The organism is Lysobacter xanthus (assembly GCF_047159895.1).
This window is the reverse complement of the sequence record NZ_BAAGAB020000025.1, coordinates 1-21,993: the sequence shown is the minus strand read 5'-3', so window position 1 is coordinate 21,993 and position 21,993 is coordinate 1. Positions and strand designations below refer to the sequence as shown.

The 21,993-nt window shown below is 70.4% G+C and carries 23 protein-coding genes; 22 read left to right on the top strand and 1 reads right to left on the bottom strand.

Features of this window, described 5'->3' with window-relative positions; translation table 11 throughout:
* Positions 1-64 precede the first annotated feature (64 nt).
* From ACY35P_RS08255 to ACY35P_RS08235, 5 genes are all read left to right on the top strand, one after another.
* Positions 65-913, top strand: coding sequence for a glycine zipper 2TM domain-containing protein (locus tag ACY35P_RS08255; protein ID WP_462115354.1), 849 nt, complete (start codon positions 65-67; stop codon positions 911-913).
* Positions 914-1,042: 129 nt separating this feature from the next.
* Positions 1,043-2,206, top strand: a complete 1,164-nt coding sequence (locus ACY35P_RS08250; RefSeq protein ID WP_462115353.1) for an acyl-CoA dehydrogenase family protein — start codon at positions 1,043-1,045, stop codon at positions 2,204-2,206.
* Positions 2,207-2,288: 82 nt separating this feature from the next.
* Positions 2,289-2,837 carry a GNAT family N-acetyltransferase gene (locus tag ACY35P_RS08245; RefSeq protein ID WP_462115352.1) on the top strand — a complete coding sequence of 183 codons (549 nt, stop codon included), beginning with the start codon at positions 2,289-2,291 and terminating at the stop codon, positions 2,835-2,837.
* Positions 2,837-3,475: a glutathione S-transferase family protein gene (locus ACY35P_RS08240; protein ID WP_462115365.1), complete on the top strand. Its 639-nt coding sequence runs from the start codon at positions 2,837-2,839 to the stop codon at positions 3,473-3,475. Before ACY35P_RS08245 ends, ACY35P_RS08240 begins: the two co-directional genes overlap by 1 nt.
* A 45-nt stretch (positions 3,476-3,520) precedes the next feature.
* The gene (locus tag ACY35P_RS08235; RefSeq protein WP_462115351.1) at positions 3,521-5,797 is read left to right on the top strand and encodes a thiamine pyrophosphate-dependent enzyme; all 2,277 of its coding nucleotides are present in this window, start codon (positions 3,521-3,523) and stop codon (positions 5,795-5,797) included.
* A 15-nt stretch (positions 5,798-5,812) separates the two neighbouring features.
* Here the strand turns inward: ACY35P_RS08235 and ygfZ are convergent, their stop codons facing one another.
* Complete coding sequence (gene ygfZ, locus ACY35P_RS08230) at positions 5,813-6,661, bottom strand: CAF17-like 4Fe-4S cluster assembly/insertion protein YgfZ (RefSeq protein WP_462115350.1); 849 nt, start codon at positions 6,659-6,661, stop codon at positions 5,813-5,815.
* Positions 6,662-6,690: 29 nt separating this feature from the next.
* On the opposite strand from ygfZ, the gene ACY35P_RS08225 reads away from it, so the two are divergent.
* The 17 genes from ACY35P_RS08225 to uvrC form a co-directional block, all read left to right on the top strand.
* Complete coding sequence (locus ACY35P_RS08225) at positions 6,691-6,858, top strand: DUF1674 domain-containing protein (protein ID WP_462115349.1); 168 nt, start codon at positions 6,691-6,693, stop codon at positions 6,856-6,858.
* A 53-nt stretch (positions 6,859-6,911) separates the two neighbouring features.
* Complete coding sequence (gene sdhC, locus ACY35P_RS08220; protein ID WP_462115348.1) at positions 6,912-7,307, top strand: succinate dehydrogenase, cytochrome b556 subunit; 396 nt, start codon at positions 6,912-6,914, stop codon at positions 7,305-7,307.
* Positions 7,304-7,711 (top strand): succinate dehydrogenase, hydrophobic membrane anchor protein, encoded by a 408-nt coding sequence (gene sdhD, locus ACY35P_RS08215; protein ID WP_462115347.1) that lies wholly within the window; start codon positions 7,304-7,306, stop codon positions 7,709-7,711. The genes sdhC and sdhD overlap by 4 nt, the downstream gene beginning before the upstream one ends.
* 14 nt (positions 7,712-7,725) lie before the next feature.
* Positions 7,726-9,519, top strand: coding sequence for a succinate dehydrogenase flavoprotein subunit (gene sdhA, locus ACY35P_RS08210; RefSeq protein WP_462115346.1), 1,794 nt, complete (start codon positions 7,726-7,728; stop codon positions 9,517-9,519).
* 43 nt (positions 9,520-9,562) lie between these two features.
* Positions 9,563-10,345, top strand: a complete 783-nt coding sequence (locus ACY35P_RS08205; RefSeq protein ID WP_462115345.1) for a succinate dehydrogenase iron-sulfur subunit — start codon at positions 9,563-9,565, stop codon at positions 10,343-10,345.
* A gap of 5 nt (positions 10,346-10,350) precedes the next feature.
* Positions 10,351-10,770, top strand: coding sequence for an MAPEG family protein (locus ACY35P_RS08200; RefSeq protein ID WP_462115344.1), 420 nt, complete (start codon positions 10,351-10,353; stop codon positions 10,768-10,770).
* Entirely contained in the window at positions 10,770-11,018 is a 249-nt protein-coding gene (locus ACY35P_RS08195) for an FAD assembly factor SdhE (RefSeq protein ID WP_462115343.1), read from the top strand. Before ACY35P_RS08200 ends, ACY35P_RS08195 begins: the two co-directional genes overlap by 1 nt.
* A gap of 70 nt (positions 11,019-11,088) precedes the next feature.
* Positions 11,089-11,415: a hypothetical protein gene (locus tag ACY35P_RS08190; protein WP_462115342.1), complete on the top strand. Its 327-nt coding sequence runs from the start codon at positions 11,089-11,091 to the stop codon at positions 11,413-11,415.
* A 23-nt stretch (positions 11,416-11,438) separates the two neighbouring features.
* A complete protein-coding gene (locus tag ACY35P_RS08185; RefSeq protein ID WP_462115341.1) occupies positions 11,439-12,683 on the top strand; it encodes a lipoprotein-releasing ABC transporter permease subunit in 1,245 nt (414 codons plus the stop codon).
* Complete coding sequence (lolD, locus tag ACY35P_RS08180) at positions 12,676-13,380, top strand: lipoprotein-releasing ABC transporter ATP-binding protein LolD (RefSeq protein WP_462115340.1); 705 nt, start codon at positions 12,676-12,678, stop codon at positions 13,378-13,380. Before ACY35P_RS08185 ends, lolD begins: the two co-directional genes overlap by 8 nt.
* 6 nt (positions 13,381-13,386) lie before the next feature.
* Positions 13,387-15,717, top strand: coding sequence for a DNA internalization-related competence protein ComEC/Rec2 (locus tag ACY35P_RS08175; RefSeq protein ID WP_462115339.1), 2,331 nt, complete (start codon positions 13,387-13,389; stop codon positions 15,715-15,717).
* 16 nt (positions 15,718-15,733) lie between these two features.
* Entirely contained in the window at positions 15,734-16,363 is a 630-nt protein-coding gene (locus ACY35P_RS08170; RefSeq protein WP_462115338.1) for a MotA/TolQ/ExbB proton channel family protein, read from the top strand.
* A 1-nt stretch (position 16,364) separates the two neighbouring features.
* Entirely contained in the window at positions 16,365-16,799 is a 435-nt protein-coding gene (locus tag ACY35P_RS08165) for an ExbD/TolR family protein (RefSeq protein WP_462115337.1), read from the top strand.
* Positions 16,796-18,544 (top strand): lipid A export permease/ATP-binding protein MsbA, encoded by a 1,749-nt coding sequence (gene msbA, locus ACY35P_RS08160; RefSeq protein ID WP_462115336.1) that lies wholly within the window; start codon positions 16,796-16,798, stop codon positions 18,542-18,544. The genes ACY35P_RS08165 and msbA overlap by 4 nt, the downstream gene beginning before the upstream one ends.
* Positions 18,544-19,542, top strand: coding sequence for a tetraacyldisaccharide 4'-kinase (gene lpxK / locus ACY35P_RS08155; RefSeq protein WP_462115335.1), 999 nt, complete (start codon positions 18,544-18,546; stop codon positions 19,540-19,542). The genes msbA and lpxK overlap by 1 nt, the downstream gene beginning before the upstream one ends.
* A complete protein-coding gene (kdsB, locus tag ACY35P_RS08150; protein ID WP_462115334.1) occupies positions 19,539-20,306 on the top strand; it encodes a 3-deoxy-manno-octulosonate cytidylyltransferase in 768 nt (255 codons plus the stop codon). The genes lpxK and kdsB overlap by 4 nt, the downstream gene beginning before the upstream one ends.
* Before the next feature lie 115 nt (positions 20,307-20,421).
* Positions 20,422-21,993 (top strand): excinuclease ABC subunit UvrC (gene uvrC, locus ACY35P_RS08145; RefSeq protein ID WP_462115333.1); only part of this gene is annotated, 1,572 nt, incomplete at its 3' end.

The following is a 21,993-nucleotide window of genomic DNA, read 5'->3' as shown; positions in this document are numbered from 1 at the left end:
GCGTTCAGGCGGCCGGTGCTCGAATCGGGCCACGTCGAATCCCCCCAAGGGCCCGGAGGCTCGAATGGACAGGAACATCCTCGCGGTCGCACTCGGTTCCATGCTCCTCGGCGGCGTCGCCGTCGCCGCCTACAACACCTTCAGCCACGACGAGGCGCCCCAGGCCTTCCAGCCGATGCGCGTCGCGCAACCCGCGGTCGGCGCCACGCGACTCGACCAGTCGACCTCGGCGAACGCGGCGATCGCACCGGTTGCGCCCGTCGCGGCTCCGGTCGCCGGCGTCGAGGCGCCACGCGTCGCGTACGCCGACGTGGTCGACGTGGATGCGGTGCGCACGTCGAGCCCGCGCTACGCGAAGGTGATCGATATCGATCCGGTGCGCGAGACCAGCACGACGAGTCGTCCGCGCGAGGTCTGCGAGGACGTGGTCGTCGCCGATCGCCTGCCCGAGCGCGACGGCAACGTCGGCGGCACGGTGGCCGGCGCGCTGATCGGCGGCCTGGTCGGCAACCAGGTCGGCGGCGGCACCGGTCGCAAGCTGGCGACCGTGGCGGGTGCCGTGGGCGGCGGCTTCGTCGGCAACCGGGTCGACCGCAACCACATCGGCGGTCGCGTCGTGCAACGCGTCGACCGCCAGTGCCACACGGTCACCGACACGTCGCAGAGCTCGCGCACCGTGGCCTACACGGTCACCTACCGCAATCCGGACGGCACCGTCGGCAGCCAGCGCATGGCCAGCCGCCCGGGCAGCCGGATCCGCGTGGGCACCGACAACCGCGTGGTCGGCTACGACGTCACCTACGACCTGGACGGCGACCGCCGCACGGTCCGCATGGACCAGCGCCCCGGTAGCCGCCTGCCGGTGGTGGACGGGCGCGTCGTGACCTCGACCGCGGTCGCCACGCGCGGCTGAGCACCGTTCCAGAGGAGGGGCCGGGCGACCGGCCCCTTTTTTTATGGGCCGGCCGCCGGCCGGGGTGTCGACGGTTTGTGACGGGGCCTACAATGTGAGGCTCCCCACCGCCGAACGTCTCCAGCCCGCATGGCCCTGAATCCGTACGACCTCTACGACGTCCGTTCCCTCCTGACCGAGGAGGAGCGCGCGGTGCAGGACACCGTCGCCCGTTTCACCGACGAGCGCGTCCTGCCGATCATCGGCGACTGCTTCGACCAGGGCCGCTTCCCGCGCGAGCTGGTGCCGGAGATCGCCGAGCTGGGCCTGCTGGGCTCGTCGCTGCCCGAACAGTACGGCTGTGCCGGCCTCAATGCCGTCAGCTACGGCCTGATCTGCCAGGAGCTCGAGCGCGGTGACAGCGGCATCCGCAGCTTCGTCTCCGTGCAGAGCTCGCTCTGCATGTATCCGATCTACGCCTACGGCTCCGAGGAGCAGCGTACGCGCTGGCTGCCGGACATGGCCGCGGGCAAGGTGATCGGCTGCTTCGGCCTGACCGAGCCGCACGGCGGCTCCGATCCGGCCAACATGAAGACGAACGCCAGGCGCGACGGCGGCGACTGGGTCCTCAACGGCGCCAAGATGTGGATCACGAACGGCAACCTCGCCGACATCGCGATCGTCTGGGCGCAGACCGACGACGGCATCCAGGGCTTCATCGTCGAGAAGGGCATGCCGGGCTTCGCGGCGCAGGAAATCAAGCACAAGATGTCGCTGCGCGCCTCGGTGACCAGCGCGCTCTACTTCGACAACGTGCGGGTGCCGGAGGCGAATCGGCTGCCGAACGTCAAAGGCCTCAAGGGCCCGCTGGGCTGCCTGACGCAGGCCCGCTACGGCATCACCTGGGGCCCCATCGGCGCCGCCGTTGCCTGTCTCGACGAGACCGTGCAGTACACCAAGGAGCGCATGCTCTTCGGTCGTCCGGTCGCCGCCACGCAGAGCGCGCAGCTGAAGATGGCCGACATGGCCCGCCGCATCACGCTCGCGCAGCTGCTGGTCGTCCAGCTCGGCCGCATGAAGGACGCGGGCACGATGCAGCCGACGCAGGTGTCGCTCGCGAAGTGGAACAACTGCCGCATGGCGATCGACATCGCGCGCGAATGCCGCGACCTGCTCGGCGGCGCCGGCATCACCACCGAGCACTCGCCGATCCGGCATGCGCTGAACCTCGAGTCGGTGATCACGTACGAAGGCACGGAGACCGTGCATCAGCTGGTCGTGGGCCGCGAGCTCACCGGCATCAACGCGTTCTGATCCCGTCGCGCCTCTGCGCGCCGGCCTCGACGCGCCCCGGGCTCCGGCCCGGGCGCGGCGTCCGAACGGACAAGGAGACTGCATGACCGGTCGTGGTCCACGCCTCGAAACCGAACGCCTGATCCTGCGCCAGTGGCGCGAGGCGGATTTTCCGCGGTACGCGGAGATGTTCGCGGCACCGGAGACGCATCACATCGGCGGGCCGCTGGTGGCCGGCGACGCCTGGCGCCGGTTCCTGCAGATGCCGGGTGCCTGGGCGATCCAGGGCTTCGCGATGTTCGCGATCGAGGAGAAGTCGAGCGGGCTCTTCATGGGGCAGGCCGGGCCGTGGCAGCCGGCGGGCTGGCCGGGCACCGAGGTCGGCTACGCATTGCACCCGGAGGCGTGGGGCAAGGGCTACTGCACCGAGGCCTGCATCGCCGCGATGGACTGGGCGTTCGAACACCTCGGCTGGACCGACATCATCCATTCGATCGACGTCGCGAACACCGCCTCCCAGAACGTGGCGAAGCGGCTCGGCGCGCGCAACCGCGGTCGGGGCGTGTTCCAGCCGCCGCACGACCGCTTCGAGATCGAGATCTGGGGCCAGACGCGCGAGGAATGGGTCGCGCGACGAGCGACGCTGGCGTGATCACCGTCCACGGCTTCTCGCCCTCCGGCAACTGCCACAAGGTGCGCCTGCTGCTCGAGCAGCTCGGCCGCGCGTACCGCTGGGTCGAGACCGACAGCAGCGCGGGCGCGACGCGCACGCCGGCGTACCTCGCGAAGAACCCGAACGGCAAGGTGCCGATGCTCGAGCTCGACGACGGCCGCATGCTCGTCGAATCGAACGCGATCCTGTTCTGGCTCGCCGAAGGCACGCCCTACCTGCCGGAGGATGCATGGGCCCGTGCGCAGGCGCTCAGCTGGATGTTCTTCGAGCAGTACAGCCACGAGCCCTACGTCGCCGTCGCGCGCTTCATCTGCGGCTGGACGCCCGGAGACTCGGCGCGCCGCGCCGACCTGCCGCGCCTGCGCGAGCGCGCGCACGAGGCATTGCGGGTGATGGAAGATCACCTCCACTCGCACGACTGGTTCACCGGTGGCGCTTACGGCATCGCCGACATCGCCTTGTTCGCCTACACGCACGTCGCCCCGCACGGCGGCGTCTCGCTGGCGCCATATCCGGCCATCCGCCGTTGGCTGCAGCGCGTCGAGTCCACGCCCGGCTTCGTGCCGATGGTCGAGCCCGACGCGACCGCCGCCGCGCGCATCGCGCAGTCCGCCTGATTTTCCGACTCATCCGACGGGCCGCGCCCGTCCATGGAAGACCGCATGTCCGTCACGCTGCCCAATCCGATTCCCGCCCGCATGAAGGGGCTCAACCGCGCCGAGATCTGCGACGTCAACTTCGTCGAATTCGTGAAGGCCTGGAGCGGCCGCGTGGATGCGCGTCCCGCGCCGCATGAATCGATCCTCGAAGGCAGCGCGCTGGACGCGCGGGGCTTCCGGGAGCTGTTCGAGTCGCAACTCATCAGCCGCCACCTCGATCTCATGGCGCGCGTCCTGCGCGTGCAGAACAAGGTCTTCTACACGATCGGCAGCAGCGGCCATGAAGGCAATGCGATGGTCGCGCGGCTCACGCGCCACACCGATCCCGCATTCCTGCATTACCGTTCCGGCGGCTTCATGGCCGAGCGCTTCCGCAAGCTGCCCGGCATGGACCCGATCATGGATTCCGCGCTCAGCTTCGCGGCCAGCGCCGAGGATCCGGCGTCCGGCGGCCGCCACAAGGTCTGGGGCAGCAAGCCGTTGTGGGTCCTGCCGCAGACGTCGACGATCGCCTCGCACCTGCCGAAGGCGCTCGGCACCGCGGTCGCCATCGAGACCGGCCGGCGCATCGGGCATGCGCTGCCGATCGCGGACGATTCCATCGCGATCTGCTCGTTCGGCGATGCGTCGGCGAACCACGCCACGGCGCAGACCGCCTTCAATGCCGCCGCGTGGACGGCCTACCAGAAGCTTCCCGCGCCCGTGCTGTTCGTCTGCGAGGACAACGGCATCGGCATCTCGGTGAAGACGCCGACGGGCTGGATCGCGAACCGTTTCCGGCAGATGCCGGGCCTCGACTACTTCTTCGCCGACGGCCTCGACCTCGCGCACGGCTACGGCGACGTGCAGCGTGCGGTCGAGCACTGCCGCCGCACGCGCCGCCCGACGTTCCTTCATCTCAAGACCACCCGGATCATGGGCCACGCGGGAACCGACTTCGAGATCGAATGGCGTTCGATCGAGGAGCTGTGCGCGGTCGAGGCCACCGATCCGCTGCTGCGTTCGGCCGCGATCGCGATGGAATCGGGCCTGATGTCGAAGGACGAGATCGTCGATCTGTACGAGGCGACGCGTCGCAAGTGCTTCGACGCCGCGGAGGACGCCGATCGTCGCCCGCGGCTCACGACGCTGGAAAGCGTCGTCGCACCGCTCGCGCCGTACACGCCGGACGCAGTGCGGGCGGAAGCCGAGCGCGCGCCGGATCCGGAGCGTCGGCTCGAGGTGTTCGGCGGCGAGGCGAAGCTCCCCGAGAAGCAGCCGCCGCGGCACCTCGCGATCCAGATCAACAACGCGCTGCACGACCAGTTCGCCAAGTATCCGGAGACGCTGCTGTTCGGCGAGGACGTCGCGCAGAAGGGCGGCGTCTACACCGTGACCAAGGGCCTGTACAAGGCGTTCGGCTCGCGTCGCGTCTTCAACACGCTGCTCGACGAGACGATGATCTTCGGCCTGTCGCAGGGCTTCGCGAACATGGGCATGCTGCCCGTCCCCGAGATCCAGTACCTCGCGTATTTCCACAACGCGGGCGACCAGATCCGCGGCGAGGCGTCGAGCCTGCAGTTCTTCAGCAACGACCAGTACCGCAATCCGATGGTCGTGCGCATGGCGGGGCTCGGCTACCAGCGCGGCTTCGGCGGGCACTTCCACAACGACAACTCGATCACCGCGCTGCGCGACATTCCCGGCCTCGTCGTCGGCTGTCCGTCCCGCGGCGACGATGCGGCGACCATGCTGCGCACGCTGATGGCGCTGGCGAAGGTCGACGGCCGCGTCAGCATCTTCCTCGAGCCGATCGCGCTGTACATGACCAAGGATCTGTACGAGCCCGGCGATGGCCGGTGGCTCACGCAGTACCCGGCGCCGGGCGAGGCGATGACGCTCGGCGAGGGGCGCGTCTACGGCGAGGGCGACGACCTCGTCATCGTCACCTACGGCAACGGCGTGCCGATGAGCCTGCGCGCCGCGCGACGCATCGAGCAGGCGCACGGCTGGAAGGTCCGCGTGCTCGACCTGCGCTGGCTGGTGCCGCTCAGCGATGCGTGGATCGTCGAGCAGGTGCGCAGCGCCAGGCGCGTCATCGTCGTCGACGAAGGCCGCCGCAGCGCCGGCGTGGGCGAGGGCGTCATCACCGCGCTCGCGGAAGGGGGCCTCGGCGCGACGCCCATGCGGCGCGTGGTCGGTGCGGACACCTACACGCCGCTCGCGGGTGCCGCCTTCCTGGTGATTCCGGGCGACGACGACATCGTGGCGGCGGCGCAGACGCTCGCTTCGGCCGGCTGACGCCGGTGCGCGTCGTCAGCGGGCGAGCCCATCGCCCAGCGCGCGGCGTTCCAGGGCGGTGCCGGCCAGATACAGCGGCGCGTCCGGCGGGTCGAGCGGCACCACGGCGAGCAACTCGTCGCCGCGGCCGACCACGACCTGCCCGACGTCGCGGCCATCGGCGTCCTGCAGCATCGGCTGACCGTCCACCTCGCCGATGCCGCGGAAGCGCGCAAGGCCGCGCTTGGCGCGTCCCAGGAAGTGCGTGCGTGCGACGATTTCCTGGCCCGGATAGCAACCCTTCTTGACGCTGAAGGCGCCGAGCCGCTGCAACGACAGCTGATGGGGCGTCCAGGCGTCGAGGCGCACGCCCGGCAGGGCGGGCCATCCCGCGGCGAGGCCCGGCACGTGCCAGGCGGCTTCCGCGGCGGCATCCCGGGCCGCGGGTTCACCGCCGACGATGAGCGTCCGCGCGCCGGCATCGCCGGACCAGTCGAATTCCGCGAACCCGTCGCGGAGGGCGGCCAGCGACCCACGCGCCTCGGTCGGCGCGCCGAATCGACCCGCAACCGCCAGGTCGAGGACCTCGATCTTCACCCGACTGCGGAAGACGAAGCGGCGCAGGGCGGCCGCGAAGTCCTCCGCGCCCGCGGAGGTGACGAGCCACAGCGTCCCGGCGTCCCGACGGAGCAGCGCGAACAGGGCGTGCACGCGCCCCTTCGGGTCGAGCCAGCCGTTCCACTGCCAGCCGCCGTCGCCGAGCCCCGCCACGTCGTTCATGAACTGTGACTGCGCGAATACCACCGCGTCGCCTCCGGTGAGCGCCAGCACACGTATACCGGTGAGCGAAACACAGGCCGTTCCATACTGCGGGTTGTCAGACATGAGGCCCGGACTTAATATTTAACGCTGGAATGATAGGCCAGACGCCCCTCGAAACTCCGCAGGAAACGCCGGCCGACACGGTGCCGACGCCTGCGGCTCCCGTGCAGCCGCCTGCACGCGAGATCGGAGGTCGGCCAGGCCCCGAGCCCACGCGCTACGGGGACTGGGAGAAGGACGGCCGCTGCATCGATTTCTAGCGTCGCCGGCCGTGGGTCCGCGGCCGATTCGCATCCGACCGAGAGCCTCCCGCATGGCGTACCGCGAACGTCCGTTATCCCCGCACCTGCAGGTCTACCGCTGGCAGGTGCAGATGGTCAGCTCGATCCTGCATCGCGGGACCGGCATCATCCTCTCGCTCGGCAGCCTGCTGATCGCCTGGGGCCTCGTGGCGCTCGCCGCGGGCGCGCGGCACTGGCACGACTTCACCGACGCCGCGCGCTCGCCGCTCGGGCTGCTCGTGCTGTTCGGCTGGACGTGGGCGCTCGCCTTCCACCTGCTGAGCGGCCTCCGCCACCTGTCGCAGGACATGGGGCTGGGCGTTTCGCCGCCGGCCTTCGTCAAGAGCGCCTGGACCGCGATCGTCGGCAGCCTGGTGCTCACCGCGATCATCTGGCTGCTCGCCATGCAGAAGTGGGGTGGCGCATGAGCACCAATGCCGGGCGTCGCCCGCCGATGCTGCGACATCCGCTGAAGGTCGCCCGCGGCCTGGGTTCCGCGAAGGACGGCACCCACCACTTCCTCGTGCAGCGCGTGACCGCGCTGGCACTCGTGCAGCTGGGCCTCTACGTCGTCGGACTGGTCATCTCGCTGGTCGGCGCCGACTTCGCGACCGTGCGCGCGCGCGTCGGCCATCCGGTGAACGCGACGCTGCTGATCGCCTTTCTCGTCGCCAACTTCTGGCATGCGCGCCTCGGCCTGCAGGTGATCGTGGAGGACTACGTCCACACGGCGCTGCGCTACAGCGCGCTGCAGCTCTTCATCGTGTTCGCGTGCTGGATCGCCGGCCTCGCCAGCGTTCTCGCCGTGGTGCGCGTCATGCTCGGCGCCTGATCCGGAATCCTTCGATGCCTGCCGCATATCCCATCCAGGAACACAAGTTCGACATGGTCGTCGTCGGCGCCGGCGGCGCCGGCCTCCGCGCGACCTTCGGCCTCGCCCAGAAGGGGCTGAAGACTGCCTGCATCACCAAGGTCTTCCCGACGCGCTCGCACACCGTCGCCGCGCAGGGCGGCGTCGCCGCCGCACTCGCGAACATGGGTGAGGACGACTGGCGCTACCACTTCTTCGACACCGTGAAGGGTTCGGACTGGCTGGGCGACCAGGACGCGATCGAATACATGTGCCGCGAGGCCATCCCGGCGATCGTCGAGCTCGAGCACTACGGGGTGCCGTTCTCGCGCACCGAGGACGGCCGCATCTACCAGCGTCCGTTCGGCGGAATGACCACGCGCTTCGGCGAAGGTCCGCCCGCGCAGCGTACGTGCGCCGCGGCCGACCGCACCGGCCACGCGATCCTGCACACGCTCTACCAGCAGTCGCTGGCGCACGACGCGCAGTTCTTCATCGAATACTTCGCGCTCGACCTGATCATGGACGCGAGCGGCGCGTGTCGCGGCGTGCTGGCGCTCGACATGGCCAGCGGCACGCTCCACCTGTTCCGTGCACACGGCACCGTGCTCGCGACGGGCGGCTACGGCCGCGCCTACTTCAGCGCGACGTCGGCGCACACCTGCACCGGCGACGGCGGCGGCATGGCGCTGCGCGCGGGCATCGCGATGCAGGACATGGAATTCGTGCAGTTCCACCCGACCGGCATCTATGGCGCCGGCTGCCTCATCACCGAAGGTGTTCGAGGCGAGGGCGGCATCCTGCGCAACAGCAATGGCGAGCGCTTCATGGAGCGCTATGCGCCGAGCGTGAAGGACCTCGCCCCGCGCGACATGGTCAGCCGCGCGATGACGATGGAGATCCGCGAGGGTCGCGGCGTCGGCGAGTACAACGACCACATCCTGCTCGACCTCACGCATTTGGGACCCGAAGTCATCCACGAGAAGCTGCCGGGCATCGCCGAGTCCGCGCGCATCTTCGCGGGCGTCGACGTCGAGACGCAGCCCATCCCGGTGATCCCGACCGTCCACTACAACATGGGCGGCATCCCGACGAACTACCACGGCGAAGTCGTGCAGCTGCGCGACGGCGATCCGGATGCGGTGGTTCCGGGCCTCTACGCGATCGGCGAAGCCGCCTGCGTCTCGGTGCATGGCGCGAACCGCCTCGGGTCGAACTCGCTGCTCGACCTCGTGGTCTTCGGCCGTGCGGTGGCCAACCGTTGCGCCGAGACCATCCAGTCGAACATGGCCCATGCGCCGCTCACCTCGGACGCCTGCGACGGTGCCCTGTCGCGGCTCGATGCGCTGCGCAATGCGAACGGCAGCACGCCGACCTCGGTGATCCGCGACCGCATGCAGCGCACGATGCAGGCTGACGCCGCGGTGTTCCGGACCGGCGAGACCCTGGCGGACGGCGTGCGCAAGATGCGGGAGATCCACGCGTCCTTCGCCGACGTCCGCGTCAGCGACCGCTCGCTGACCTGGAACTCCGACCTCGTGGAGACCTTTGAGCTCGCGAACCTGCTGGACCAGGCGCTGGTCACGATCGTCTCGGCGGAGAACCGCAAGGAATCGCGCGGCGCCCATGCCCGCGAGGACTTCCCGGATCGCGACGACCAGAACTGGATGAAGCACACGCTATGCTGGATCGATGCCGCGGGCAACACGCGCATCGACTACCGGCCGGTGCATTCGTACACGCTGACCAACGACGTCGCCCCGGTGCCGCCGAAGAAGCGCGTCTACTGATTGTCACGCCCGTCGGACACGGCGGGCGCAACGGACACGAGCCATGGCCGAATTCACCCTCCCGAAGAACTCGAAGATCCAGAAGGGCCAGCACTTCGCCGCCAACGGCGCGAAGCAGCCCCGCGTCTTCAAGGTCTACCGCTGGAATCCGGACGACGAGGCGAATCCGCGCGTCGACACCTACGAGGTGGACCTCGCGGCCTGCGGGCCCATGGTTCTGGACGTGCTGATCAAGATCAAGAACGAGATCGACCCGACGCTCACGTTCCGGCGCTCGTGCCGCGAGGGCATCTGCGGCTCGTGCGCGATGAACATCGATGGCACCAACACGCTCGCCTGCACCAAGGCGGTCGAGGACTGCCGCGCGGGCGAGGTGGCGATCTACCCGCTGCCGCACATGCCGGTGGTCAAGGACCTCGTTCCCGACCTCACGCACTTCTATGCGCAGTACGCGTCGATCAAGCCGTGGCTGCGCACGCAGAGTCCGACCCCGTCGGATCGCGAACGGCTGCAGTCGCCCGAGGATCGCCGCAAGCTGGACGGTCTCTACGAGTGCATCCTCTGCGCCTGCTGCTCGACGAGCTGCCCGAGTTACTGGTGGAACGGCGATCGCTACCTCGGTCCGGCGGTCCTCCTGCAGGCGTATCGCTGGATCGTCGACTCGCGCGACGAGGACACCGGTGCGCGCCTGGACGACCTCGAGGATCCGTTCAAGCTCTACCGCTGCCACACGATCATGAATTGCGCGCGCACGTGCCCGAAGGGGCTGAACCCGGCGCGCGCGATCGGCGAGATCAAGAAGCTGATGCTGGCCCGCCGGGTCTGACGGCGATGCAGTCGCATGCGATCTGGTGGCCCGCGTTCGCGATGGCGGGCCTCACGTTCGTCGTCTGGTGCCGCATGTTCGTGGCGCGGATCGGACAGATGCGACGGGAGCGGATCCATCCGCAACGGGTGGCGACGTCCGCGCAGGCCGCCGCTCTGCTCACCGACAGCCGGTCCGCGGACAACTTCCGCAACCTGTCCGAATTGCCCGTGCTGTTCTATGCCGCGCTGGCGGTGGCCTCCGCGATCGATCGCGTCGATGGTGTGACGCTGACCCTCGCTTGGGCCTTCGTCGCGCTGCGCATCGTGCACAGCGCGATCCAGCTCACGGTCAACCGCGTGATGCATCGCTTCTACGCCTACGCGGCGGGCGGTGTCGCGTTGTTTGCGCTGTGGGCGTACCTGCTGCCGGCGATGCTCGCCTGATGCGCGACGACGGCGAGCTCAAAGCGCTTCGCTGGCGATGCCGGCGCGGCATGCGCGAGCTCGACCAGTTGCTCGAGCGGTGGCTGGACCGATACGGCGCGCAGGCGTCCGACGTGGAACTCGGGGAATTCCGACGGCTGCTGGAAACCGAGGACGATAAGCTCTGGCGCGTCTTCCTCGGATACGAACGCCTCGACGATGCCGAACTCCAGGACCTCGTGGGTCGCATCGCCGGCTTGCCGCATTGAATTGCGCGGCTCGCGTCTCCTCGCCGGCGTCCTCGCTTCACTGGGCGTTTTCGGTGCCTGCGGGCTGTTCGTGAGCGATCTCGACGGCATCGTGGCTGCCGCGCTGTCCCCGCTGGTCGTGGGCTGGGGCGCATTGCTGGCCGGGCAGGAATTGCGGAAGCCGGTGCGCGAACTGGTGTTCCGGCCCGACGGTAGCGTACGCCTCGACGGCACGGTTCTGGACGACGTGCACGTGGCCGGGCAGGGCCCGTTGACGCTCCTGCGGTGGCGGGATGCCGGGCGAACCGAGCACGTCGTGGCCTGGCCCGACGTGGTCGACGCGGGCCGGCGTCGTGAACTGCGGCTGTGGGCCGCCGGCTACCGCGCCGACGCCTCCACGGCGGCAGTGGCACCATAGGCGCCCCCGGGACCAGGCGCCGCATGTTCACTCCCCTTCCAGTCGCAATCGGCCTGCGCTACCTGCGCGCCAAGCGCCGAAATGGCTTCATTTCGTTCATCTCGCTCGCCTCGATCCTGGGCATCGCGCTCGGCGTCGCTGCGCTCATTACCACGTTGGCGGTGATGAGCGGCTTCCAGCGCGAGATCCGCGACCGCATGCTGCAGATGGTCGCGCACGCGACCGTCAGCGGTTACGGCGATCCCATCAGCGACTGGCCCCGCGCGGTGGGCAAGGCAATGGCCGACAAGCGTGTCGCCGGTGCCGCGCCGTATGTCGAAGCGCAGACGCTCCTGTCCGGCCCGCGCAAGCAGCCCGCGATCGTGCGGGGCGTGCTGCCGTCGGAGGAGCGCCATGTGTCCGTCCTCGCCGAGAAGATGGTGCAGGGCCGGCTCGACGACCTGAAGCCCGGCTCGTTCAACATCGTGCTGGGGCGCGAACTGGCGATCTGGCTGGGCGTGGGCGTGGGCGACGACGTCGTCATGATCACGTCCGAGGCCCTGACCACGCCGATGGGCGCGGTGCCGCAGATGAAGCGATTCCGCGTGAGCGGCATCTTCGAAGCCGGCTACAACGAATACGACCGCGGCATGGCCTTCGTGCACATGCGCGACCTCCAGCGCGTGCAACGGATGGGCGACGGCGTCACCGGCGTGCGCCTGAGGTTGCACGACATGGATCGCGCCTGGGAGGTCGCGCGCGACCTGGCCGTGTCGCTCGGCGGCCCGTACCACGTCAGCAACTGGGCGGACGAGAACGCCAACATGTTCCGCGCGCTCAAGATGGAAAAGGTGATCATGGCGATCCTGCTGTCGCTGATCATCGCGATGGGCGCCTTCAACCTTGTTTCGTCGCAGGTGATGCTGGTGACCGACAAGCAGGCCGACATTGCGATCATGCGCACCCTGGGCCTGACGCCGCGTGGCGTGCTGCAGGTCTTCGTCGTGCAGGGCACGCTGATCGGCGTGATCGGCACGGTGCTCGGCGTGGTGGGCGGCGTGCTTCTGACGCTCAACCTCGAGCACATCCTCCATGCCATCGAGCGCGTGCTCGGCGTGCAACTGCTGCCGGAGGACGTCTACTACATCACCGGCCTGCCGACGGACATGCAGCCCGGCGACGTCGCGATCATCGCCGCGGTCGCGCTGGTGATGGCGTTCCTGGCCACGATCTACCCGGCCTGGCGCGCTTCACGCACGCCGCCCGCGGAGGCGCTGCGCTATGAGTGAGCAGGAGATCGAAGTGATCCGGGCGCAGGGGCTCGGCAAGGTCTACGCCGAAGGCAAGCTGCGCACGCCCGTCTTTGACGGGCTCGACCTGTCGGTACGACGCGGTCAGACGGTCGCGATCCTCGGCGCATCCGGCGCGGGCAAGAGCACGCTGCTGCACCTGCTCGGCGGGCTCGACACGCCGAGCGCCGGCGAGGTGTTCGTGGATGGCCAGAAGATGAGCGCGCTCTCGGATGCCGAGCGCGGGCGCCTGCGCAATCGCGCGCTCGGCTTCATCTACCAGTTCCATCACCTGCTGCCGGAATTCACCGCGCTGGAGAACGTCATGTTCCCGGTGGTGCTCGGCGGCGTCGGCGTGCCGGACGCCCGCGGTCGCGCACGCGCGCTGCTCGAATCGGTCGGCCTCGGCCATCGCCTCGACCATAAGCCGGGCGAGTTGTCGGGCGGCGAGCGGCAGCGTGCGGCGGTCGCCCGTGCGCTGGTCAATCGCCCGGGCTGCGTGCTCGGGGACGAGCCCACCGGAAACCTCGACGAGAAGACCGCGGCGACCGTATTCGAGCTGATGCTCGACCTCAACCGCGAGCAGCGCACGAGCCTCGTGCTGGTTACCCACGACCGGCGCCTGGCGCGCAAGCTCGATCGGGTCCTCGAACTCCACGAGGGACGATTGCGCGAACTGGCGCCGGACGAGGTCTAGTCCGGCATGCACGCGGCAAGGACGCCGCTTCCGACCCCCGGCACCGCGCTCGCGTTGCTGGCCGGCATCTGCGCCGCGCTCGCGGCGCCGGATGCGATGCCGTGGTCACTAGCGCTGGGCGCGATCGCCGCCGGCATCGCCTTGACGTCGCGCACCCGATGGCGGGTCGTCGGCGTGCTGCTGCTGGGCTTCGGCCTCGCGGGCGCGCATGCGCGATACGCGCTGGACCTGCAGCTGCCGGCCGGCACGACACAGGTCGAGCAGGTGCTGGAAGGCACGATCATCGATTTGCCGCGGCTGGAACCGCGTCGGACCGTGTTCGTCTTCGAGGTCGCGCGCGGGTTTGGCGGTCGGCTCGCCGGTCGCACGCTGCGCCTGGCCTGGTATGGCGACCGGAACGCGCCGCCGCCCGTCCTGCATGCCGGTGAGCGCTGGCGACTGGGCGTGCGGCTCCGCGCGCCGCGCGGTCTTCGGAATCCGGGTGGTCCGGACGGCGAGATGCACGCCTTCGCCGACCGGCTCGCGGCGACCGGGTACGTTCGCGGCGGCGCCGAGCGCATCGGTTCGACCACGGGCGTGGCCGCCTGGCGCGATGCCGCGTCATCCCGCATCGACACGGCCCTGCGGCGACCCGGCGCGCGCTTCGTGCGGGCACTGGCGCTCGGCGATACGCGTTTCCTCACCGACGAGGACTGGGCCGTGCTGCGCGCCGACGGCCTGACGCACCTGATCGCCATCAGCGGCTTCCACGTCGGCATGGTGGCGGGCGTGGGCGCGCTCCTCGTGCGCATCCCGTGGTGGCTGTTTCCGGGTCTCGGCCGACGCGTGCCCGCGCGGGTCGCGGCCGCCGGCGCGGGGCTGGTTGCGGCGACCGCGTATTCCGCCGCTTCCGGGTTTTCGCTGCCCACGGTGCGGACGTTGCTGATGATCGCGGTGGTCGCGCTCGCGCGGGCGTCGCGTCGCGCGATCTCGACACCGCAGGTGCTGGCGCTCGCGGGCACCGCGATGCTGCTCGTCGATCCGTTGTCCGTTCTCTCCGCCGGGTTCTGGCTCAGCTTCGCCGGCGTGGCCTGGTTGCTCTGGTGCATGCCCCGCACGGGCGGTTCGCCGGTGCGCGAGCTGGTGCGCGCCCAGGCGGTCGCGACGGTCGGGCTGCTGCCGCTCACCGTGGTGCTGTTCGGCCAGGCCTCGCTCGTCGGGCCGGTGGCGAACCTCGTCGCCGTACCGCTGTGGAGCCTCGTCGTCGCGCCGCTGTCGGTGGCGGGGGTCGGCCTCGACGCCGCGCATCCCGCCGCGGGCGCGCTGGCGTGGCACCTCGCCGCGAGCGTGTTCGACGGGACGTGGCCACTTTTCGAGCGCCTTGCCGCGACCCCGCTGTCGCTGTGGCACCTGCCGGAGGCGACGCCGGCAGCGGTGGCACTCGCGCTTCTCGGCGCACTCTGGATCCTGATGCCGCGTGGAACGCCGGGCCGCGCGCTCGCGCTCGTGCTCTGGCTGCCGCTGCTCTGGCCGGACCGGCACGCACCGAACGACGGCGATGTCGAGGTCACCGCGATCGACGTGGGGCAGGGCCTGTCGGTACTCGTGCGCACGCACGGCCATGCGCTGCTGTACGACATGGGCCCGGCGATCCCCGACGGGTTCGACGCCGGCGCGCGTGCGGTCGTTCCCGTGCTGCACGCACGCGGCATCGGTCGGCTCGACCGCATGGTGGTCAGTCATGCCGACCTCGACCACGTGGGCGGGCTGCCGAGCGTCAGGCGCGAAGTGCCGGCGCCGGACCTCGAGGCGCCGCCCGGAGCCGGCGTCGATGACGCGCGGCCCTGCGTCGGCGGCGAAACGTGGACGTGGGACGGCGTGCGCTTCACGTTCCTCCACCCGCCGCCGGACTTTCCGTACCTCGCCAACGATTCGAGTTGCGTCCTGCGGATCGAGGGCCGGCACGGCCGCGTGCTGCTCACCGGCGATATCGGTGCCCACGTCGAAACGCGGCTGGTCGCGCTCGACCCTGCGGCGATCCGCGCGGACGTCGTCTTCGTCGCGCACCACGGCAGCCGGCATTCGTCCGATCCCGCCTTCGTCCAGGCCACCGGCGCGCGACTGGCGATCGTCTCGGCCGGGTTCGCGAACCGCTTCCGGCACCCCAACGGGCAGGTGGTCGAGCGCTGGGAGGCCGCCGGTGCCGAGGTGATCAACACCGCGGCATCGGGCGCGATCACCGTGCGGCTCGGCGCCGGCGGACCGCATGCCTCGACCCGGCGCGCCGCGCATCCGCGGTTGTGGGACGCCGCCCGGCGGTCCGGCGAAGGCGCTGGGCTATCCTATCGACCGGATTGATCGGCCCGGAGGGGACGTGCTCGAACTCGTGAAAGCCGGCGGCTGGCCGATGATCCCGCTGCTGCTGCTGTCGGCACTGGCCCTCGCGCTGATGGTCGAGCGCGGCTGGGCGTTGCGCCGCAGCCGCGTCATGCCCGCCAAGCTCGGCGACGAAGTGCGCGCCTGGGCCGCCCGCGGCAATCTGGAGCCCGCGCATATCCAGTCGCTGCGGCAGACGTCGCCGCTCGGCGCGCTGCTCGCCGCGGTGCTGGACATGCGCGGCCGCTCGCGTGAAGTCATGCGGGAGCGCGTCGAGGATGTCGGCCGCCACCTCGTGCACCGCATGGAGCGCTACCTCAACACGCTCGGCACCATCGCCGCGGCGGGTCCGCTGCTGGGGCTGTTCGGCACCGTCGTCGGCATGATCCAGATGTTCCTGGGCATCCTCGACTACGGCATCGGCGACGTGAACCAGCTCGCCGGCGGCATCGGCAAGGCGCTCGTCTGCACGGCGACCGGCATGATCGTCGCGATCCCCGCGCTGGTCGCGCACCGCTGGTTCCGCGGGCGCATCGCCGAATACATCGTCGACATGGAGCACGAGGCCCTCGGGCTCATGGACGTGCTCGAGCAGCGCAGCGCGCGCCCGGCACCGCAGGCGGCCTGACATGCGCATCGGCGGGCATCGCCCGGTCGACGAGCCGGAGATCAATCTCGTACCCCTGATCGACGTGATCCTGGTGCTGGTCATCTTCTTCGTCGTCACCGCGACGTTCGAAGGCCGCTCGGCCCTCAAGCTCGAACTGCCGAAGGCGGGTGGCGAGGCGACGCGTGCGCGCGATCCGCTCGACGTGCTGGTCAACGCGCAGGGGCGTTACTTCGTCGGCGACCGCGAGGTGATCCGCGACGACGCCGCGGCACTTCGCGCCGCGATCGTCGAGGTCGGCGGCAGCGACCGCGAGCGCCCGGTCATGCTGCGCGCCGACGCGCGCACGCCCTACCAGGCGGTGATCACGGCACAGGAAGCGCTCGGCCAGCTCGGCTACCGGCACATCCTGCTTGCGGTCGCGACGCCGACGGAAAAGAGGGCGGCGGCGAAATGACGTCGCGCGGGTCCACCTGGTCGACGTACCGGCGCCTCCAGCAACACGTTCGCCCGTACTACGGCACCCTCGCGATCGGGCTCGTCGCGCTGCTCATCGAAGCGGCGGCGGGCGGCATCTTCACCGACCGCATGACGCCCATCATCAACCGCACGTTCGACGCCACGCGACAGGGCGTCGACCTGTGGCTGCCGCTGCAGATCGTGGCGCTGTTCGTGCTGCGCGGCATCGCCGGCTACGTCACGGACATGTCGATGGCGCGCGCCGGTCGTGGCGTGGCGCGCGACATGCGCGTGTTCGTCCTCGGCAAGTACCTGCGCCTGCCGGGTGGCCGTTTCGACAGCGAGCCCGTCCCGTCGATGCTCAACCGCCTCGGCTCCGACAGCGACCAGGTGGCGAGCGCCGCCGTCGACGCGCTGAAGGTGATGCTCCAGCAGTCGATGACGGTCGTGGTGATGCTGATCGTCATGTTCTGGCACAGCTGGCAGGTGACGATCGGCATCCTCGTGCTCGCGCCACCGCTCGCCTGGGTGATGGATCGCGTGGGACGCCGCTACCGGCGCATCGGCCATCGCATCCAGGAAAGCGGATCGCAACTGCTGCAGCTCGCGGACCAGTCGCTGGGCAACCAGCAGGAAGTGAAGATCTACGGCGCGCAGCAGGTCGAATCCGGCCGCTACGCGGAGCAGGCCGACCACTACCTCAAGCTCAGTCTGAAGGTGGAGTCGACCCGCAGCATCTCGTCGGCGCTCGTGCAGCTGATCGGCTCGATCGCGCTCGCGGCGCTGCTGCTGATGTCCGCGCGCGAGGCGGCCGCCGGACGCCTGACCGCGGGCGACTTCGTGACGCTGATGACGTCGATGCTCGCGATCATCCCGGCGATCAAGCAGCTCACCAACGTGCAGGGCATGCTCCAGCGCGGCATCGCGTCGGCCGACCGCCTGTTCGAGGTGCTGGACCTGCCAGAGGAAATCGACTCGGGCACGCGGCCGCTCGAACGCGCACGCGGCGAGATCGAATTCCGCGGCGTGAGCGCCCGGTATCCGGGCCAGGCGGAGCCCGCGCTGTCGGACATCAGCTTCGTCGCACGGCCGGGCACGGTCACCGCGATCGTGGGGCGCTCGGGCAGCGGCAAGTCGACGCTGATCAAGCTCATCCCGCGGTTCTACGACGTCGAGGACGGCGCGATCCTGCTCGACGGCCATCCGATCGGCGAGTACCGGCTCGCCGACCTCCGCCGGCAGATCGCGCTGGTCGGGCAGCAGGTGATGCTGTTCGACGGCTCGGTCGCCGCGAACGTGGCCTACGGCGAGCTCGGGCAGTCGGTGCCGGCGCAGCTTCGCGCGGCGATCGAGGGCGCGAACGCGGCCGAGTTCGTCGATCGCATGCCGGAACGCGCGGACACGCCGATCGGCGTCCGTGGCGGGCGCCTCTCCGGCGGCCAGCGACAGCGCCTCGCGATCGCGCGCGCGATGCTGAAGGACGCGCCGCTGCTCATCCTCGACGAGGCCACCGCCGCGCTCGACACCGAGTCCGAGCGCCTGGTGCAGGACGCGCTCGAACGCCTGATGCCCGATCGCACGACGCTCGTCATCGCGCATCGCCTGTCGACCATCGAACACGCCGACCAGGTGCTGGTGATGGACCAGGGCCGCATCGTCGAACGCGGCACGCACGCCGAACTGCTCGCGCACGGTGGCCTCTACGCCCATTTGCACCGGATGCAGTTCCGCGAGGCCACCTGATGCCCCGCACCCCGCGACACTGGTACGGCGACGCGTCGATTCCGTTTCCCGCGCGTGCGGTCGAGCCCATCTACGCCGCGCTCGTCGCGCTGCGCGCGGCGCTCTACCGTCGCCGCCTGCTGCGCGCGCGGCATCCGGGCGTGCCGGTCGTGGTCGTCGGCAACGTCACCGCCGGCGGTACGGGCAAGACGCCGCTGACGGTCGCGCTGGTCCAGCGCCTGCGCGACGCCGGATGGACACCGGGGATCGCGAGCCGCGGCTATGGCCGGCAGGGCGAGGCACCGCTGTGGGTCGATGCCGGCACGCCCCCCGCGCAGGCCGGCGACGAGCCGCTCCTGCTCGCGCGCCGAACCGGGGCGAAGGTCCGTGTCGACCGCAAGCGGGCGAGGGCGGCCGCCGCGCTGGTGGACGCCGGCTGCGACGTCGTCGTCTGCGACGACGGCCTGCAGCACTACGCCTTGGCACGCGACATCGAGATCGAGGTGGTCGACGGGCGCCGGCGCTACGGCAACGGCCGGCTTCTCCCCGCGGGGCCGCTGCGCGAACCCGCCGCGCGTGCCGCGCGATGCGACTTCCACGTGCTCAACCTCGGCGACGCGGCCCAGGGCGATGCCGGCTTCGGCGAATGGCCGATGCGGCTGGCCCCCGGCGCCGCGGTACCGCTCCACGGCCGGCGGCCGCGTCCGCTCGCCGCGTTCGCCGGCCAGCGCGTGCATGCGGTCGCGGGTATCGGTGACCCCGCGCGTTTCTTCCACATGCTGAAAGCCCGCGGCCTTGCCGTGGTGCCGCATGCGTTCGCCGACCACCACGCCTACACGGCGCCCGACCTCGCGTTCACCAGCCGCCTGCCCGTGCTGATGACGGAGAAGGACGCCGTCAAATGCGGCGCCTTCGCACCTGAGGACAGCTGGGCCGTGCCGATCGACGCCGAACTGCCCGAGGCCTTCTGGACCGCCGTCCTCGACCGACTCGACCGCCTGCGCAGGCCCGCCCCATGACCGGATTCGTCGTCGCCATTCCCGCCCGGTTCGCCGCGTCGCGCCTGCCTGGAAAACCGCTGCGGCCGCTCGGCGGCGAGCCGCTGGTGGTGCACGTCGCCCGGCGCGCACTGGCCGCCGGCGCCCGCGAGGTCTGGGTGGCCACCGACGACGACCGCATCGCCGACGCCCTGCGCGATGCGCCGGTCCGAATCGCGATGACCGCCGCGACGCATGCTTCCGGCACCGACCGCCTCGCCGAATGCGCGCGCATCGCGGGTTGGGGCGACGACGAGATCGTGGTCAACCTGCAGGGGGACGAGCCGTTCGCGCCGGTCGCGGGCATCCGGGCGGTCGCGGAGCTGCTGGAACGTTCCCGCGCGCCGATGGCCACGCTGGCGGCGGTCATCGACGACGTCGCGACGCTTCTCGACCCGAACGCCGTCAAGGTCGTCGCCGGTGCGGAAGGCCAAGCCCTCTACTTCAGCCGCGCGCCGATTCCGTGGCCGCGCGATGCCTTCGCGTCCTCGCGCGACGCGATGCCCGCCGGCGGCCCGTGGCTGCGCCACATCGGCATCTACGCCTACCGCGCGGGCTTCCTGCAGGCGTTCACGACGATGCCGCCCGGTCGACTGGAAGGGATCGAATCGCTCGAACAGCTGCGCGTCCTCGAAGCCGGTCACCGCATCGCGGTGGAGGTCACGCCGGAGGCATTCCCGCCCGGCGTGGACACACCCGAAGACCTCGAGCGTGCCGAGCGGCACCTGGCCGCGCAGCGCCGCTGAACCGCCTTCTCATCCCGTGCGCCTCGCTCGTCGATAATCGGTCCCACCCCGCGCCGATGCCCGATTCCCGCATGACCCGACGCCGTGCCCGCCGCGCCGCGCAGGCCACCGGCCGATGAAGCCGTCCGCGCCCGCGTTCGACGCGAAGGATTTCGTCCGCCACCTCAGTACCGCGCCCGGCGTCTACCGGATGATCGGCGCGGACGACAGCGTGCTGTACGTCGGCAAGGCGAGCGCGCTGAAGAACCGCGTTTCGAGCTACTTCAACAACACGCCGAAGTCGCCGCGCATCGCGTCGATGGTCTCGCAGGTCGCGCGCATCGAGGTCACCGCCACGCGCACCGAAGCGGAGGCGCTGATCCTCGAGAACGAGCTGATCAAGTCGCTGAAGCCGCGTTACAACGTGCTGCTGCGCGACGACAAGAGTTATCCCTACGTGCTGCTCACGGGCGAGGACTATCCGCGCATCGCCGTCCACCGCGGCCCGCGCGCGGTGCAGGGCAAGTATTTCGGCCCGTATGCGAGCGTGGGCGCGGTGCGCGAGACGCTCAACCTGATGCACAAGCTGTTCAAGCTGCGCAGCTGCGAAGACACCGTCTTCCGCAACCGCTCACGGCCGTGCCTGCAGTTCCAGATCGGCCGTTGCAGCGCACCCTGCGTCGACCTCGTCTCGCGCGAGGACTATGCGCAGAGCGTGCGCCGCGCCTCGATGATGCTGGAGGGCCGCAGCGACGAGCTTACCGACGAGCTCGGCCGCGCGATGGAGCAGGCGAGCCAGAGCCTGGACTTCGAGGAGGCCGCGCGCCTGCGTGATCTCGTCTCCTCGATCCGCACGCTGCAGGCGCGCCAGTACGTCGACGGCCGCGCAGCCGACCTCGACGTACTCGCCATCGCCATGCAGGGCGCGAACGCCTGCGTCGTGCTGATGGCCTTCCGCGATGGACGCAACCTCGGCACGCGCGCGTTCTTTCCGCGCACGAACGGCAGCGACCAGCCCGACGAGGTGCTGGGTGCGTTCGTCTCACAGCACTACATCGACAAGACGCCCCCGCGCGAGATCGTGATCGACCGGGACATTCCGGATCGCGAGCTGCTCGAGCAGGCCTTCGCGCTCTCGAGCGAGCGCAAGGTGCAGATCCGCTGCAGCGTTCGCGGCGAGCGCGCGGGCTATCTCGACATCGCGCGTCGCAATGCGCAGATGGCGCTCGCGTCCGAAATGACCAGCGCGGCCGCGCAGCGCGCGCGCGTCGAGAACCTGCGCGACCTGCTCGGCATGGGCGACGTCCCGAATCGCATCGAGTGCTTCGACATCTCGCACACGATGGGCGAGGCGACGGTGGCATCGTGCGTCGTGTTCGATGCGGAGGGCGCGGTGCGCGCGCAGTACCGGCGCTACAACATCACCGGGGTGAAGGCCGGCGACGACTACGCGGCGATGCACCAGGCCATCCACCGCCGCTTCCGGCGCGCGGTCGAGGCACGCGACGGCGGAGCCGAGCCCGACGCCGCGAAGGCGGGCGGCCGCGCGGGGCAGGCATCGGCGGCGGTGCTGCCGGACGTCCTGCTCATCGACGGTGGCGCCGGCCAGGTGGCGCAGGCGAGGGCCGTGCTGGAGGAACTCGGCGTCGAGGGCGTGCGGATCGTGGGCGTCGCGAAGGGGCCGGAGCGGCGCCCGGGCGACGAGGAC

What these genes read in the sequence shown, in the direction of transcription:
- ACY35P_RS08175 (WP_462115339.1), top strand. Translation starts at nt 13,387, where the DNA reads ATGCACGCGGCAAGGACGCCGCTTCCGACCCCCGGCACCGCGCTCGCG.
- ygfZ (WP_462115350.1), bottom strand. Translation starts at nt 6,661, where the DNA reads ATGTCTGACAACCCGCAGTATGGAACGGCCTGTGTTTCGCTCACCGGT.
- ACY35P_RS08195 (WP_462115343.1), top strand. Translation starts at nt 10,770, where the DNA reads ATGCGCGACGACGGCGAGCTCAAAGCGCTTCGCTGGCGATGCCGGCGC.
- lpxK (WP_462115335.1), top strand. Translation starts at nt 18,544, where the DNA reads ATGCCCCGCACCCCGCGACACTGGTACGGCGACGCGTCGATTCCGTTT.
- ACY35P_RS08225 (WP_462115349.1), top strand. Translation starts at nt 6,691, where the DNA reads ATGATAGGCCAGACGCCCCTCGAAACTCCGCAGGAAACGCCGGCCGAC.
- ACY35P_RS08245 (WP_462115352.1), top strand. Translation starts at nt 2,289, where the DNA reads ATGACCGGTCGTGGTCCACGCCTCGAAACCGAACGCCTGATCCTGCGC.
- ACY35P_RS08255 (WP_462115354.1), top strand. Translation starts at nt 65, where the DNA reads ATGGACAGGAACATCCTCGCGGTCGCACTCGGTTCCATGCTCCTCGGC.
- msbA (WP_462115336.1), top strand. Translation starts at nt 16,796, where the DNA reads ATGACGTCGCGCGGGTCCACCTGGTCGACGTACCGGCGCCTCCAGCAA.
- kdsB (WP_462115334.1), top strand. Translation starts at nt 19,539, where the DNA reads ATGACCGGATTCGTCGTCGCCATTCCCGCCCGGTTCGCCGCGTCGCGC.
- sdhA (WP_462115346.1), top strand. Translation starts at nt 7,726, where the DNA reads ATGCCTGCCGCATATCCCATCCAGGAACACAAGTTCGACATGGTCGTC.
- ACY35P_RS08165 (WP_462115337.1), top strand. Translation starts at nt 16,365, where the DNA reads ATGCGCATCGGCGGGCATCGCCCGGTCGACGAGCCGGAGATCAATCTC.
- lolD (WP_462115340.1), top strand. Translation starts at nt 12,676, where the DNA reads ATGAGTGAGCAGGAGATCGAAGTGATCCGGGCGCAGGGGCTCGGCAAG.
- ACY35P_RS08200 (WP_462115344.1), top strand. Translation starts at nt 10,351, where the DNA reads ATGCAGTCGCATGCGATCTGGTGGCCCGCGTTCGCGATGGCGGGCCTC.
- ACY35P_RS08205 (WP_462115345.1), top strand. Translation starts at nt 9,563, where the DNA reads ATGGCCGAATTCACCCTCCCGAAGAACTCGAAGATCCAGAAGGGCCAG.
- ACY35P_RS08250 (WP_462115353.1), top strand. Translation starts at nt 1,043, where the DNA reads ATGGCCCTGAATCCGTACGACCTCTACGACGTCCGTTCCCTCCTGACC.
- sdhD (WP_462115347.1), top strand. Translation starts at nt 7,304, where the DNA reads ATGAGCACCAATGCCGGGCGTCGCCCGCCGATGCTGCGACATCCGCTG.
- ACY35P_RS08235 (WP_462115351.1), top strand. Translation starts at nt 3,521, where the DNA reads ATGTCCGTCACGCTGCCCAATCCGATTCCCGCCCGCATGAAGGGGCTC.
- sdhC (WP_462115348.1), top strand. Translation starts at nt 6,912, where the DNA reads ATGGCGTACCGCGAACGTCCGTTATCCCCGCACCTGCAGGTCTACCGC.
- ACY35P_RS08185 (WP_462115341.1), top strand. Translation starts at nt 11,439, where the DNA reads ATGTTCACTCCCCTTCCAGTCGCAATCGGCCTGCGCTACCTGCGCGCC.